The 13,879-nt window shown below is 35.4% G+C and carries 13 protein-coding genes; 9 read left to right on the top strand and 4 right to left on the bottom strand.

All coding sequences use genetic code 11. The features are described from left to right. Window positions 1-338: 338 nt before the first annotated feature. The 9 genes from dinB (at window position 339) to GOQ24_RS04305 (ending at window position 9,681) form a co-directional block, all read left to right on the top strand. Window positions 339-1,409 (top strand): DNA polymerase IV, encoded by a 1,071-nt coding sequence (gene dinB / locus GOQ24_RS04345; RefSeq protein ID WP_155091605.1) that lies wholly within the window; start codon window positions 339-341, stop codon window positions 1,407-1,409. A 20-nt stretch (window positions 1,410-1,429) separates the two neighbouring features. After that, window positions 1,430-2,323, top strand: coding sequence for an LD-carboxypeptidase (locus GOQ24_RS04340; protein WP_155091604.1), 894 nt, complete (start codon window positions 1,430-1,432; stop codon window positions 2,321-2,323). 11 nt (window positions 2,324-2,334) lie between these two features. Then, window positions 2,335-2,694: a YraN family protein gene (locus GOQ24_RS04335; protein WP_160339178.1), complete on the top strand. Its 360-nt coding sequence runs from the start codon at window positions 2,335-2,337 to the stop codon at window positions 2,692-2,694. A 282-nt stretch (window positions 2,695-2,976) separates the two neighbouring features. Continuing rightward, on the top strand, window positions 2,977-5,385 hold the full coding sequence (locus GOQ24_RS04330) for a TonB-dependent receptor (RefSeq protein WP_155091602.1): 2,409 nt from the start codon (window positions 2,977-2,979) through the stop codon (window positions 5,383-5,385). Window positions 5,386-5,472: 87 nt separating this feature from the next. After that, on the top strand, window positions 5,473-6,618 hold the full coding sequence (locus tag GOQ24_RS04325; protein ID WP_155091601.1) for a PepSY-associated TM helix domain-containing protein: 1,146 nt from the start codon (window positions 5,473-5,475) through the stop codon (window positions 6,616-6,618). Window positions 6,619-6,715: 97 nt separating this feature from the next. Further along, complete coding sequence (locus GOQ24_RS04320; protein WP_155091600.1) at window positions 6,716-7,126, top strand: BrxA/BrxB family bacilliredoxin; 411 nt, start codon at window positions 6,716-6,718, stop codon at window positions 7,124-7,126. A gap of 67 nt (window positions 7,127-7,193) precedes the next feature. After that, window positions 7,194-7,925, top strand: coding sequence for a lysophospholipid acyltransferase family protein (locus tag GOQ24_RS04315; RefSeq protein ID WP_155091599.1), 732 nt, complete (start codon window positions 7,194-7,196; stop codon window positions 7,923-7,925). A gap of 69 nt (window positions 7,926-7,994) precedes the next feature. Then, window positions 7,995-8,993: an acyl-ACP desaturase gene (locus GOQ24_RS04310; RefSeq protein WP_155091598.1), complete on the top strand. Its 999-nt coding sequence runs from the start codon at window positions 7,995-7,997 to the stop codon at window positions 8,991-8,993. Window positions 8,994-9,030: 37 nt separating this feature from the next. After that, entirely contained in the window at window positions 9,031-9,681 is a 651-nt protein-coding gene (locus tag GOQ24_RS04305) for an HD domain-containing protein (protein WP_155091597.1), read from the top strand. Window positions 9,682-9,730: 49 nt separating this feature from the next. Here the strand turns inward: GOQ24_RS04305 and pyk are convergent, their stop codons facing one another. The 4 genes from pyk to fabF all read right to left on the bottom strand — a co-directional run bounded on the left by pyk (window position 9,731) and on the right by fabF (window position 13,765). Continuing rightward, window positions 9,731-11,161, bottom strand: a complete 1,431-nt coding sequence (pyk, locus tag GOQ24_RS04300) for a pyruvate kinase (RefSeq protein ID WP_155091596.1) — start codon at window positions 11,159-11,161, stop codon at window positions 9,731-9,733. Window positions 11,162-11,164: 3 nt separating this feature from the next. Continuing rightward, window positions 11,165-11,665, bottom strand: a complete 501-nt coding sequence (locus GOQ24_RS04295; protein WP_155091595.1) for an IPExxxVDY family protein — start codon at window positions 11,663-11,665, stop codon at window positions 11,165-11,167. 89 nt (window positions 11,666-11,754) lie between these two features. Continuing rightward, window positions 11,755-12,501: a ribonuclease III gene (gene rnc / locus GOQ24_RS04290; RefSeq protein ID WP_155091594.1), complete on the bottom strand. Its 747-nt coding sequence runs from the start codon at window positions 12,499-12,501 to the stop codon at window positions 11,755-11,757. Window positions 12,502-12,511: 10 nt separating this feature from the next. Further along, a complete protein-coding gene (gene fabF / locus GOQ24_RS04285) occupies window positions 12,512-13,765 on the bottom strand; it encodes a beta-ketoacyl-ACP synthase II (RefSeq protein ID WP_155091593.1) in 1,254 nt (417 codons plus the stop codon). Window positions 13,766-13,879: the final 114 nt, after the last annotated feature.

Below are 13,879 nucleotides of genomic sequence, written 5' to 3'. Positions count from 1 at the left end.
CTGCAAATAGGTATCCTAAGACAGACCCCATACCTAATTTCTTTGAGATAAGTACACAGATTACAGCAGCAAATAGAAATATAAAAGCTTGTATTAAAAATTCATTCATTTTTTTCGTTTTTAACTACATATTGTTTGTAAAACAGATTAGTATAAAGAAACTATAAAATAAATAAGATCTTAAGGGGTATAATTTTAATATTTTAACGGTTTTCTTCATAGCTCCTACAAATTTATAAAAATCTTATTCCTATAAGTAAGCATTCGATTAAAAATATTGGCCTTTTTTAGGATAAATTTTAACTTTCATACTCATTTGAATAGTACATTTGTGATAGATGGATCGAAAGATTATACATATCGACATGGATGCTTTTTACGCATCGGTAGAGCAATTGGATTTTCCCGAACTGAGAGGAAAACCTATTGCTGTGGGTGGTAGTGGTGAGAGAGGAGTAGTTGCAGCAGCGAGTTATGAAGCAAGAAAGTTTGGCGTTAGAAGTGCTATTAGTGGTGCTCAAGCGAAGCGAAATTGCCCAGATTTAATCTTTGTCAAACCGCGATTCGATCGCTATAAGGAGATATCCAAAGAAATTCGAAGTATCTTCTATGAATATACTGATCTCGTGGAACCATTAGCATTAGATGAGGCTTTTCTGGATGTTACTCAAAATAAAATAGGTTGCCCGAGTGCTACTTTAATTGCTTATGAGATTAGACAAAAGATTTTCGAGCGCTTACAGCTAACCGCATCTGCTGGAATTTCTATCAATAAGTTTTTAGCGAAGATTGCAAGTGACTACAATAAACCAAATGGACAAAAAACGATAGAGCCTGAGGAAGTGATTCCCTTTTTAGAGGCCTTAGAGATAAAGAAGTTCTTTGGTATAGGTAAGAAAACTGCAGAGAAGATGTATCATTTAGGAATTTTTACCGGAAGGGATTTAAAAGAGAAAAGTGAAGCCTTTTTAAGTGAACACTTTGGAAAATCAGGGGCTGAGTATTATCACTTAGTTAGGGGAATACAAACTTCGGAAGTTCGTCCAAATCGAGTTATGAAATCTGTGGGAACAGAGCGGACATTTGATGAGAATTTGTCTTCAGAAGTTTTTTTGATGGATAAACTGGAAGTGATAGTGGAAGAACTCGTATTGCGGTTAAAGAAAGTAAATGTCGCTGGTAAGACGATTACCTTGAAGATTAAGTATGCTGATTTTTTGCAGCAGACAAGGAGTAAAACAGTTCCGTATTTTATTGCCGATGCGGCTATTATTCGCGATATAGTAAAAGATTTATTATACCAAGAGAAACTAAAAGACTCTGTTCGCTTGATTGGAGTTACAGTATCCAATCTCAATACAGAGGAGAGAAAAAAGCCAATAGCTATACAGTTGGCTTTTGATTTTTAACAATGATTATTAAAAAGAAAATGATTAAACCTGCATATTTAAAAGAAGGAGATAAAGTTGCAATTGTTTGTACAGCGAGAAAATTCAGCAGAGAAGAAGCACAACCTGCTATTGAGTTACTACAAAGTTGGGGATTGGTACCCGTACTTGGCGATACTATTGGCCTTGATAATTTCCAATTAGGGGGGAGTGATAAAGAGCGAGCTGCGGATTTCAACAAGCAGTTAGCTGACGAATCTGTTAAGGCTATCTGGTGTGCACGAGGTGGATATGGTACTGTCCGCATCGTGGATGCAATCGACTTTGATTTATTAATGGCTAATCCCAAGTGGATTATCGGTTTTAGCGATGTTACTGTTCTGCATTGTCATGTGCACAACCTTGGGGTTCAAACCTTACACGGCATTATGGCTTTTAGCGTTCCCAAAGCAACCCAAGAGTCTAAAGACAGTTTGTATGCTTCTTTGTTTGGCAAGCCAATCCGCTATGTTGTAGGTCATCATAGCGCAAATATTCTCGGTGAGGCAAAAGGTGAGCTTGTTGGCGGTAATCTCTCAATCATCTATAGTCTGTTGGGCTCAAGATCGAGTATTGAAACGAAGGATAAGATATTGTTTATCGAGGATTTAGATGAGTATTTGTACCACGTAGATCGCATGATGCACAATTTAGATAGAAATGGTCTTCTAAAAGGGTTAAAAGGTATGATTGTTGGTGGAATGACAGATATGCATGATAATGCAATTCCATTTGGTTATGATGCCATTCAAATTATTAAAAGTCTTGTCGCTCAGTATGATTTTCCTGTAGTGTTCGATTTTCCATCAGGACATGGTGTTGAAAATAGAGCTTTGAGAATGGGAGCTGTAGTTAGTTTGAATATAAAAGCAAGTGGAGTGGAACTAAATATTTAAAATTGTCTGTTATGGCTGAACACAATGAACTTGGCAAGTTAGGTGAGGAACTTGCTGTGGAGTACTTAGAGCGTAAAGGGTATTCTATTTTAGAGCGAAATTGGAGATTTCAAGATAAAGAAATTGACATTATCGCTTTATACAACGGTGTATTAGTTTTTATAGAAGTTAAGACTCGAAGTTCGCTCGAGTTTGGGCTCCCTCAAGAATTTGTAAAACGCCATAAGATTAAACGACTTTTAACTGCAGCAGATGCTTATATTGAATTGAACTCTCGAGAGGAGGAAGTTAGATTTGATATTATTGCTATTCACGCAGTGAATAATGAGTTTTCTATCGATCACTTGGAAGATGCTTTCTACTTTTTTTGATGAGTAGGAGATTTCATTCTTGTAATATTTTATGTTTTAATTGAGAATGAATTGAAATTGTCTTTGATGATTTTTACTTTTTATTGTGTTTTTTCTTTTCTTAGAATTTCATTGTTTTTTACAATTATCCTATGTAAATAGTAGGATTAAGTATAGTGTCGTATATGATTTAGTTTGTTATTTTATATTTTATTTAAATAAAGTCTTAATAAGATTTGTTAATTATTTAGAATCAGTTTACTTTTGCATTCAGTTAAATCAGTCTAAATAATACATTTTTAAATGAGAACTATTGCTACAATTATTTTTAGTGCTTGTTGTTCTGTGGTAGGATTGGCACAATCTTCTACCATTAAAGGTAGAGTTGTTGATGAAGTCAATAAACCCTTGCCATTTGCAACAATTTATATCGAGAATACTAATATAACGACGCAAACAGATGCGAATGGAGAATATATTCTAAAAGATGTACCTCAAGGAAAGCAATCTATTAAAGCTTCATTTGTTGGTTTTTCATCATCTGTGAGAGAGTTTAATTTTTCTAAGAAAGATGAGGTTGCTAACTTTTTGTTAGTAAACGATGGGCAGTTAGCTAATATTACTGTTTATGGTCGATCAAATAAAAATGTAAAAAAACTACAGTATTTGACAAGATTACCACTTGGTTTACAAGATCAAGTTCAGTCAATCAGTATTGTTTCTGATCACATTATAAAAGAGCAAGGAGCTTTGTCTATTACAGATGCTGCTCGTAACGTAGCTGGGGTTACTCAGTTTGCAAGTTATGGTGGAGTAAAAGAAAGTATGTCAATTCGCGGTTTCCGTGGTACACCAGTTTTGAGAAATGGTGTAGCTATGGATTCGGACTTTAGAACAGCTTCTGCGATTGCGGATATGCAAGGTGTAGAGAGTCTTGAGGTAATAAAAGGTTCAGCTGCTATTCTACAGGGAATAGGTAATGGATTAGGTGCTGCTGGGGGTGTGATTAACTTAGTAACTAAAACACCAAACTTCCAGAATAAGAGAGAAATTGGTTTCCGTACAGGAAGTTATGGACAAGTTCGTCCAACACTTGATATTGAGCAAGTATTAGATAAGAAAGAAACGTTGTCTTTCCGTTTTAATGGTGCTTATGAGCGCAACGACGGATGGAGAACATTTGTAGATAACGAGCATTTTTACGTTAACCCATCTTTGTCTTGGAAAATTGACGATAAAACGAAGTTAACTTTAGAAATGGATTATCTATATGGTGACTATACACCAGATAGAGGTACTGTTAATTTAGGTCCTGATTATACAGATAAATTATTAGAAATGCCGCATAACCGCTTCTTAGGTTATAAGCAAGATAATATGAATGTACAATCTCTGAACTATGTTGCGCGTTTTGAAAGACAATTGACAGAGAAATTGAGCTTTAGATTTTCTTCTGTTAACTCAATCTATAAAACAGATACTGAAGATTCATCTATTGCATTACACAAAAAACAAGAGGCAATCACTGACTTTAGTGAGTTTGCTAATAGAAAGCGTACTATTGGCCGTTCTGATCGCGATGATAGAAACTCTGTTATTCAAGTTGATTTCATCGGTAAGGATATCTTCACAGGTATGTTGAAACACACTTTCCAAGTTGGTTTTGATTATAGAGAGAATCGCTTAGAAACTCACGGATATGAAGCGTACTTGAATGGTGTTTTATATCAAGATAATATCAATGTCTTAGAAGATATTAACAACCAGAAACCAGAAGGTTTAGAGTATCGTCCTGCTAAGAAAGGACCATACAGTAAATCTGTAACACCAACTTATGGTTTTATGGCACAGGATTATATCCAGATTGGTGATAAATTAAGTGCTTTATTGGGTATTAGATACAGTCGTCTAAATGGAAATGTAACAGAAGGTGCAACTGTAGAAAGATGGAACCCAGCAGTTGGTTTAATCTTCAAACCACAAGAAAACATCAGTACGTTTGCTTCATATACTACAACAAGTAGTTTAAGACAATCAAACTATAAGATGCACGATGGTGGATTCGCAGGACCACAAGATACAGATCAATTTGAGTTTGGATTTAAATCAAACTGGTTTAACGACCACTTAGGGGTAAACTTTAGTTATTACTTCATTACTCAAGATAACTTATTAGCTGAGGTAATTGATGAGAATGGTAAAGGAACAGGCCTTTATGACAAAGTGGGTAGTCTTAAGAGAAACGGTTTTGAATTAGAGATTAACGGTAAGATTACTAATAACCTTGAAGTTATGCTTGGGTATGCTAACCTTGTAGCAAGATACCAAGATAGTCCTAATTACGTAGACGGATCAGCTCCAATGAATGCACCAGAGCACAGTGCGAATGGTTGGATCAATTATAAGTTTAACGACGGTAAACTGAATGGTCTTTCATTAGGATTAGGAGTTTACTATGTTGGAAAACGCCCAGTTAACGAATATGCAAGAACTTCTGATGGTCACGGTTCTTATGTGAATAGACGCCCATTTGATATGCCAGAATATACAACTGTAAATGCACAGATCGGTTATACATATAAGAACGCAAGTATTAAAGTATTTGCAAATAATATGTTTGATCAGATTGGTTATACTTCATATTATAGAGGTGGATATATTAATGAGATTGCTCCAAGAAACTTCGCAGCTCAGTTAACTTATAGATTTTAATCATCTTAGATAAATATAGTTAGTAACATATAACAAACACGATTTTACAATGATAGAATCGTGTTTGTTCTTTTTATAAGTCTTTTTATGAATGTGAAAAAGCATTATACTTTCAGAAAATTTATCAATGATATTCACCTTTGGTTGGGTATAGGTAGCTCTGTGATTTTATTTGTTGTCTGTTTAACAGGGACTATTTATACGTATAAGAGTGAAATACAAACATGGTTAGCCCCTAGTATGTATAAGATTGCGGAAGTAGGTGATACCAAAGTGAGCCTGAATAAGCTGCAAAGTGATATTGAGCAACAATACAATGGGGTAGTTAGTCGTGTTAGTATTTCAGATAACGCCATAAAGCCTTATGTGTTTTCAGTTTCTTTTGCTGATAAAGATAAGCGTGGAGAAACAGTTTATGTTAATCCATATAATGGAGAGGTTCTGGGTGAGGGTAGGGGACCTGCCAGTGAATTCTTTATGACTGTATTTAAGTTGCATAGATGGCTGTTGTTAGATATGAAGATTGGACGACCAATAGTTGGAGTTTCAACTATCATCTTCATCGTTTTATCTATTTCAGGAATGATTCTATGGTTACCCAAAAAAGTTAAAGGTTGGAAAAGTTTTAGACCAGGCTTTCAAGTTAAGTTTAAGGCGAATTGGAAGCGAATTAATCACGATCTACACAATACGCTTGGCTTTTATACTTTTGCTGTTTTATTTGTTTTGTCAATCACTGGATTATGTTGGTCCTTTGAGTGGTACAGAGATGGGTTGAGCAAGGTACTGGGAACAAAAGTATTTGGAGGAAGAAATGAAGTGAAACCATTATCAAATGTTGTCGAAGATGGTAGATCTATTCGCTTGGAAGATGCATTAGCTTTGGCCGATAAAGCTTTGCCTTACCAAGCAAGAACAGTAACTGTAACACTGCCTAAAAACGCAGAAGGTAGTTTTGAGATTAGCAAGAACGAATTGGCTCGATTCAACGAAACAGTGACAGATCGCGTTTTTATAGATCAGTATACAGGTGTGGTAATTCGAAAAGAGTTATTTAGTGAAAAGAGCATAGGAGAGAAGTTGTCAGCCTCAATTCGACCATTGCATTTTGGAGATATTTATGGTGGTTTTTCGAAGTTTATCTATTTCATTGTCTGTCTTATTGCTACGAGTTTGCCTATTACAGGCTTGTTTATTTGGTTAAATAAAATGAAGAAAAAAAGCAAGAAATAAGCTCTAATATAAAGTATAACATTTCTTTATAATTGTGCTATTCCTTTCTTTAAGAAAATGTGTAACTTTGCTTTATAACCTATTTAGATTAAATATTATGTATCCAGAAGAAATAGTAAAACCAATGCGTCAAGAATTAGTTGATGCAGGATTTGAATCACTACATACAGCAGAAGAAGTAGATGCAGTAATTGCAAAGGGCGATACAACTTTAGTAGTTGTTAATTCTGTTTGTGGTTGTGCAGCTCGTAATGCACGTCCAGGGGCTATCATGAGCCTTACAGGAGATAAGAAACCAGCAAACATTATCACTGTATTTGCTGGAGTAGATAAAGATGCTGTAGATGCAGCACGTAAGCATATGTTCCCTTTTCCTCCTTCTTCGCCTTCAATGGCTCTATTTAAAGATGGAGAATTAGTACACATGTTAGAAAGACATCATATCGAAGGGCATCCAGCAGAAGTAATTGCTGAGAATTTAAAAGACGCTTTTCAAGAATATTGCTAAAAAAGTAGACCACCTCTGAGGGTGGTCTTTTTTTTAATGTATATTTGCTTATTAACTATATAAGCAAATGCAAAAGATAATATCAATCCCCTTTTCTATACTCTTTGTAGTATTGTTGCTGGTGGTCTTATATGTTTTTCAAGCTTTTCAATGGATTGCTTTTAATCTATTTGGGTACCAGGCACATAAAAAAGTTGTAGATTCCTTGGTGTGGTGGTTAATGCTCGTTACTGGCGTACTTGGAACTACCTATAAATTTCGAGGTCATAAGGACCTTCCTACAGATAAACCAATAATCTTTGTATCTAATCATCAAAGTATGTTTGATATTCCTATGATTATATGGTTTTTTAGAAAGAATCATCCAAAATTTGTTAGTAAGAAGGAGTTAGGGAAAGGATTTCCCAGTGTTTCGTACAACCTTAAGCATGGTGGTTCTGTGTTGATTGACAGAAAAGATGCTAAACAGGCTCTTGCAGCAATTAGAGATTTAGGGCAATATATCGCTAAGTATAACCGATCTGCTGTAATTTTTCCTGAAGGTACTCGCAGTCGAGATGGCAAGCTAAAACGCTTTTCAGAGAATGGAGTGAAGATGTTGATTAAGTATGCTCCAGAGGCTTATGTTGTACCATTGACGATTAATAACTCTTGGAAGTTATTCCGATTTGGCAAGTTTCCTTTTGGTATGCTTGCTAATATAAGTATATATGCTCATGAACCTATGAAGGTTTCTGACTATACATTTGAAGAAATCTTTGCTAAGTGTGAAGAAAGAATCAAATCAAAATTAGTTTAATAATTACTGCCTATCTGCTCAAACAAACTAAACCAAACCCGCAGCAGTATAGGATATAAATCATTATTTATGTCTATTAAAAACGTACGTCTGGAAGTGATGCACTTCTTAGAAAAGAATATAGATAGTTTTGTTGATAACTATCTTATTCCAGTTGAGAAAATTTGGCAACCTTCGGATTTATTGCCTGACTCTGAGAGTGAGGAATTTATTGATGAGGTCATCGAATTAAGAGAATACGCAAAAGAATTACCTTACGATTTTTGGGTAGTTCTTGTTGGAGATACTATTACTGAAGAAGCACTACCTACTTATGAATCTTGGTTAATGGATGTGGAAGGTGTGAAACAAAAAGAAGGTGAAGGTGGAAATGGTTGGGCAAAGTGGATTCGCCATTGGACTGGTGAAGAAAACCGACACGGGGATTTGCTGAATAAGTACTTATACCTTTCTGGTCGTGTGGACATGAGAGAGGTGGAGATTACTACGCATCATTTATTGAATGATGGCTTTGACCCTGGTACAGATAGAGATCCTTACAAGAACTTTGTGTTTACAAGTTTCCAAGAATTAGCTACTTATGTTTCTCATAATCGCGTAGCTAAATTAGCTAAGCAATATGGAGATCATAAGCTATCTAAGATTTGTAGATTGATTGCTGGAGATGAGATGCGTCATCATCATGCTTATTCAGAGTTTGTCGATAGAATTTTCAAAGTAGATGCAAGTGAGATGTTATTGGCATTCGTGGATATGATGAGAAGAAAGATTACAATGCCTGCAAACCTTATCAGGGAGTCAGGTGGTAAGATGGGTGATGCTTTTGAGCGTTTTTCTGACTCGGCTCAGCGTATTGGCGTGTATACCGCTCATGACTATGTTGATATTATGGAGAAATTAATTCAACGTTGGAAGATTGCTGATTTAACTAATTTAACTGATGAAGCTGAAAAAGCGCGTGACTACTTAATGAAGTTACCTGCAAGAATGACTCGTGTAGCTGAGAGAATGGTAGTAGAGAGTGAGCCGCATGTGTTTAAATGGGTACGTCCAGCGCTGATTAAATAGCAACACAAACCTCAAACAACTCAAACAACACAATAAAATGGACAAACAAATTGATCAAGTAATTCTTTATGTAAAGAAAGAGTTAGAAAACGCTGAGAGTGGACACGATTGGTTTCACATCGAGCGAGTTTATCGGACTGCTTTAACGATTGCTAAAGAAGAAGGTGAAGTTAACCTTACCGTGGTTAAGTTAATTGCTCTTTTGCACGATATAGCTGATAGTAAGTTTCACGATGGTGATGAATCCATTGGACCGCTTAAAGCGCGTAAATTGCTTGAGCAGTTAAAGTTTGAATCCGATGTGATTGATCACGTTGTTTTAGGTATAGAGAATATCTCTTTTAAAGGGGGTAATTTCAATCAAACGTTTCGATCTGATGAATTAGATATAGTTCAAGACGCAGACCGTTTAGATGCTTTAGGAGCTATTGGAATTGCCCGTACATTTAATTATGGTGGATTTAAGAATAATGTAATTTACGATCCGAGTATTGACCCTGTTTTTGGTATGACGAAAGAAGCGTACAAAAACCATAAAGGGACAAGTGTTAATCACTTTTACGAGAAATTACTTAAGTTGAAAGATCTAATGAATACTAAAACAGGTCTGAAACTTGCTGAAGGTCGCCATCGATACATGGAAAACTTTTTAGCTCAGTTTTATACTGAGTGGGAGGGAGAAGCATAAAAAAGGGGAGTCTAATGACTCCCCTTTTTGTTGTAATATAGTTAGATTTTTATTTTACTTCAGAAATTCTTAAAGTATTTACCATACCTTTTTCAACGATTGGCATAGCAGCAAGGTTAATAACCATATCTCCTTTTTTTGCAAAACCTTGTTCCATTACGATATTGTTAATGTCGTCAATTGTTTCGTCTGTACTTACAAACTTGTCGTAATAGAATGCTTGTACTCCCCATAATAAGTTTAACTGCGTAATAATACGTCTGTTAGATGAGAATACTAAGATATTACTATTTGGTCTCCAAGCAGAAATTTGGAATGCTGTATATCCACTGTTTGTCAAAGTACAAATCGCCTTAGCTTCGATATCATTAGCCATTAAAGCTGCGTGATAACAAATGTTTTTAGTGATATAGCGATTTGTTTTGATTGTCGGTGGGCTTTGAGGAACTTTAATCAATGGAGAATTTTCAACACTTTGAATAATTTGTGTCATTTTCTCAATTACTTGTACAGGGTAGCTACCTACTGAAGTTTCTCCAGAAAGCATCACCGCATCAGCACCGTCCATGACAGAGTTTGCTACGTCGTTTACCTCTGCTCTTGTTGGAGTTAAGCTTGAGATCATTGTTTCCATCATTTGAGTAGCAATAATCACAGGAATACGCGCATTTTTTGCAGCTTGTACTAATTCTTTTTGGATTAGTGGAACCTCTTGTGCAGGAATTTCTACTCCTAAGTCACCACGTGCAACCATTAGACCATCACAGCTTGTAACAATACTTTTGATATTTTTTACTGCTTCCGGTTTTTCGATTTTTGCAACGATTGGAATTTTGTGATCAGAGTGTTCATTGATTAAGTTTTGCAAATCAAGTAAATCCGCTGATGTTCTAACAAAAGATAAAGCCATCCAGTCTACTTGTGCTTTGATAGCAAAAATAGCATCTCTAATGTCTTTTTCCGTTAGAGCAGGCAAAGATACTTTTGTCATTGGAAGGTTTACCCCTTTCTTAGATTTCAAAGGACCTCCTTGAATAACTTTCGCTTTTACTTCGTCTTTTCTATTTGTTTCTAAAACTTCGAAAATCAATTTTCCGTCGTCTAATAAAATTCTTTCCCCAGGATTTACATCTTGTGGAAATTGTTGATAGTTCATGTAAACGCGTTGAGCGTCACCTTTGAACTCTTCTTTCGTAGAAAAAGTAATAGTATCACCAGGATTAACTATTACATCTTCAGCCATAACACCGACACGTAGCTTAGGACCTTGTAAGTCTCCTAAGATAGAAGTTGTATATCCGTACTCTTTGTTAAGCTCACGGATTATATCAATTTTTTCTTGTACGTCAGAATAATCTGCGTGCGAGAAGTTTATTCTAAATACGTTTACACCTGCCTTAATCATGTTGTGCAACACTTCTTTCGAACTTGAAGCAGGTCCTAATGTTGCAACGATTTTTGTCTTTTTTTGTGCTACCATATTTTAAAAAATTAGGTTTTTTCTATTTTTAATTGTTTCCTGTCTAACTTCGTAGGCAGTAGAGAAGATTTTGATTGAGTTTAACTTTTCAAGGACTATACCAATGTCAAAATATTCATCAGTATCTTCTATTTTTATTAAGTAATCAACGTTTTTCAGTTCGGGCACAAGGTAACCTTGCTTTGTAATAGCGTGTTTTTTATCACTAAATAGAGGAGATTCAATATCTGTATCAGGTTTAATGAATGCCTTGTTTGCTACAACTTTCCACAAGATATGATGGTCGTGATCTTCATATTCAAAGTGTGGGAAATTGGCGAAGCCCTCATCAGTAGTAATTGTTATATCTTTTTCTTCTTTAACTAAGAATAATTCTAATGTAGTATTAATCGAGTATACGACTTTATAATCTTCTTTTTTAGAAGAGTGTATCGCTATTAGTTTGTAATCTTCAATATCAAAATCATCTAATGTTAGTTTGATAACTTTCGTAGAATCTTTCATACGATACAAATATACAACAATTATAATTTTTTAAACGTTTATTAGTTAAACTTGTTATTATCAAATTGTTAATATAGAAGAATTACTAATTATTTATGAATTTTTTCTTGAAGTGCGAAATAAGCCCTTTGCGCGGCTTTTTCTTCTGCTTTCTTCTTAGAAGTTGCCCTTGCTCTTGCGATTACTTTATTGTCGATATATAATTTTACACCAAAATACTTTGTGTCTTCTGCAGTGTCTTCTTCGAAAGTGTCAAATTTGAAAGTGTGTTTGTTTTTTTGACACCATTCTATCAGTAGACTCTTATAGCTTGTTATTTTTGTTTCTAATTGCTCTATATCAGCTACTTTCGACAATAGTTTTTCGTGGATGAAGCGTTCACATGCTGGGTATCCTAAGTCGAGGTATATTGCGCCAATTAGTGCTTCTAAAAGGTTGCCATAAATATTCTCACCAAATTGTTGGTTACCCATTTTGCTTTCTACATGTGAGATCAAGTCAAGTTCTTTGCCTAAACTATTTAAGTTTTCGCGACTGACTATTTTAGAACGCATTTTAGTCAAGTATCCTTCATCTCCATAAGGCACCTGTAAATAAAGATAAGAAGCGATAATAGAGCCCAACATAGCATCGCCCAGAAACTCCAATCTTTCGTAGTTTACCGGATTGCCATGTGTATCTATTATGTTCATAGAACGGTGAGTGAAGGCTAATTTGTAGTATTGTGGATCAGCAGGTTTTATTCCTGTAATCTTAAATATTGTACGACAAAAATTCCCGTCTTCATTAGAGGAACGGGAATTTTTATATATCTTATTTATTAGCTTACTCAACATAAGAGTATTCTTAGTTTTCTAATTTTTTCACTAAGACACAAGCGTTGTGTCCTCCGAATCCAAATGTATTACTCATACCTACTTTTACATCTCTTTTCTGAGCTTTGTTGAAAGTGAAGTTTAGTTTAGGATCGATACTTTCATCATCAGTGAAATGGTTGATAGTTGGAGGTACGATACCGTGTTCTATAGAAAGAATAACTGAGATTGCTTCAATTACTCCTGCTGCACCTAATAAGTGACCTGTCATCGATTTTGTCGAGTTTAGGTTCATGTCATAGGCGTGTTCTCCAAATACGTTTAAGATTGCTTTAGATTCAGCGATATCTCCTAATGGAGTAGAAGTACCATGCATATTTAATACATCAACATCTTTAGCTTCTAATCCAGCATCTTTTAAACAGTTGATCATTACATTTGTCGCTCCAAGTCCTTCTGGATGAGGTGCAGTTAAATGGTGTGCATCTGCAGACATTCCACCACCACCGATTTCGCAGTAGATTTTTGCTCCACGTGCAACAGCGTGTTCATATTCTTCAATTACTAATGCTCCAGCTCCTTCTCCTAAAACGAAACCGTCACGCTCATTATCCATTGGACGTGACGCTGTTTGTGGGTCGTCGTTTCTCGTTGATAATGCGTGCATTGCATTGAATCCTCCTATACCTGCAATTGTTACAGCAGCTTCTGATCCTCCTGTTACGAAGATATCTGCCATACCTAAGCGAATGTAGTTAAACGCATCGATTATTGCATTTGTAGAAGATGCACATGCAGAAACAGTCGTAAAGTTTGGCCCTCTAAGTCCATACTTCATTGATATATGACCTCCTGCTAAATCTGCTATCATTTTAGGGATAAAGAAAGGGTTGAATTTCGGAATTCCATTTCCTTGTACGAAATTAGTTACTTCATTTTGAAAAGTCTCTAATCCTCCAATACCAGAACCCCAAATAACTCCTGCTCTATCTAAATCAATAGTTTCTAAATTTAATCCTGAATCTTTGATCGCTTCATCTGCACTTACCATAGCATATTGTGCATAACGGTCCATTTTTCGTGCTTCTTTTCTCTCAATAAAATCCTCTACGTTAAAATTCTTTATCTCGCACGCAAACTGAGTTTTGAAATTGGTAGCGTCAAAATATGTAATGGGTGCAGCTCCGCTAACTCCATTAATCAGGTTGTTCCAATATTCTTGAATATTGTTTCCAATTGGCGTAAGAGCACCTAAACCTGTTACAACAACTCGCTTTAATTTCATAAAACTTAAATTTATGGTTTGTAAAAAAAAAATCCCAACTTTCACTTTTCAAAAAGGAAACATTGGGGTAGTTTGTTTGATGTATTTTTTAGATTGTTTCCAATCTGTCCTTTT

Source organism: Myroides sp. LoEW2-1, from assembly GCF_009767705.1.
In the GTDB taxonomy this organism is placed as follows: domain Bacteria; phylum Bacteroidota; class Bacteroidia; order Flavobacteriales; family Flavobacteriaceae; genus Flavobacterium; species Flavobacterium album_A.
The sequence above is the reverse complement of the archived record's forward strand: the minus strand, read 5'-3'. Positions and strand labels throughout refer to the sequence as shown.